This window comes from Neisseria sp. P0018.S001, from assembly GCF_051957355.1.
Taxonomy (GTDB): Bacteria; Pseudomonadota; Gammaproteobacteria; order Burkholderiales; family Neisseriaceae; genus Neisseria; species Neisseria subflava_A.
Genome location: NZ_JBQCWN010000042.1, coordinates 1 through 688, shown reverse-complemented (window position 1 = coordinate 688; position 688 = coordinate 1). Strand labels below are relative to the sequence as shown.

The following is a 688-nucleotide window of genomic DNA, read 5'->3' as shown; positions in this document are numbered from 1 at the left end:
CTTCACCAATCAATTGCATCCTTCCTGTATCTTGATGATGATGCCAAAGGTCGTCTGATGTTTTTCAGACGACCTCATTACCCTCTAAAGCGGAGGCAGTTCTACAAATGGAAAGAAATGCTGAAACTTCTGATAAATTTCAGGATGTTTTTCTAAGGCTTTTAACGCTTTTTCTTTTGAGATAGGCGGATCATAGACATCTATACCCCTTAAGAAGGCAATGCCGGTCAAGGCATTATCCTGATTTTTTGATAAGTTATTTTCGGGAACAAATCCTATAATATCAATCAGATCGTATAGTGATTGAAAATCTATCAAATCAAAAAAATAATTTGGAATTTCATCTAAATCTACTTCCCTTATGATTTTTTCGACCCACATTTTAAATTCGGTAAGATTGATTGCTTGGCAATATATACTGCCTATGGCAAAATTTAAGTCGGTGCTATTTTCTTTATAAATTTTCCACATAATCATTTACCTTTATCCATTACCGTCCCTCCTATGTGACCGGTTTTAGAATGTTCCCATTCAGGTACAAGCTGCATACGTCCGGTATCCTGATGATGATGCCAAAGGTCGTCTGATGTTTTTCAGACGACCTCATTACCCTCTAAAGCGGAGGCAGTTCTACAAATGGAAAGAAATGCTGAAACCTCTGATAAATTTCAGGATGTTTCTTTAAGGC

General features: G+C 36.9%; 1 protein-coding gene and 2 pseudogenes. All 3 read right to left on the bottom strand.

Annotated elements, in window-relative coordinates:
• Positions 1–49, bottom strand: a pseudogene (locus ACTHTJ_RS10715) (HNH endonuclease); the annotation flags it as partial.
• Between the two features lie 35 nt (positions 50–84).
• The gene (locus ACTHTJ_RS10710; RefSeq protein WP_002245502.1) at positions 85–471 is read right to left on the bottom strand and encodes a hypothetical protein; all 387 of its coding nucleotides are present in this window, start codon (positions 469–471) and stop codon (positions 85–87) included.
• A 2-nt stretch (positions 472–473) separates the two neighbouring features.
• Positions 474–575: pseudogene (locus tag ACTHTJ_RS10705) on the bottom strand (HNH endonuclease); the annotation flags it as partial.
• Between the last annotated feature and the right edge of the window lie 113 nt (positions 576–688).

Bases quoted from the DNA above. Each gene is read 5' to 3' on its own strand.
- ACTHTJ_RS10710 (WP_002245502.1), bottom strand. From the start codon at position 471: ATGTGGAAAATTTATAAAGAAAATAGCACCGACTTAAATTTTGCCATA.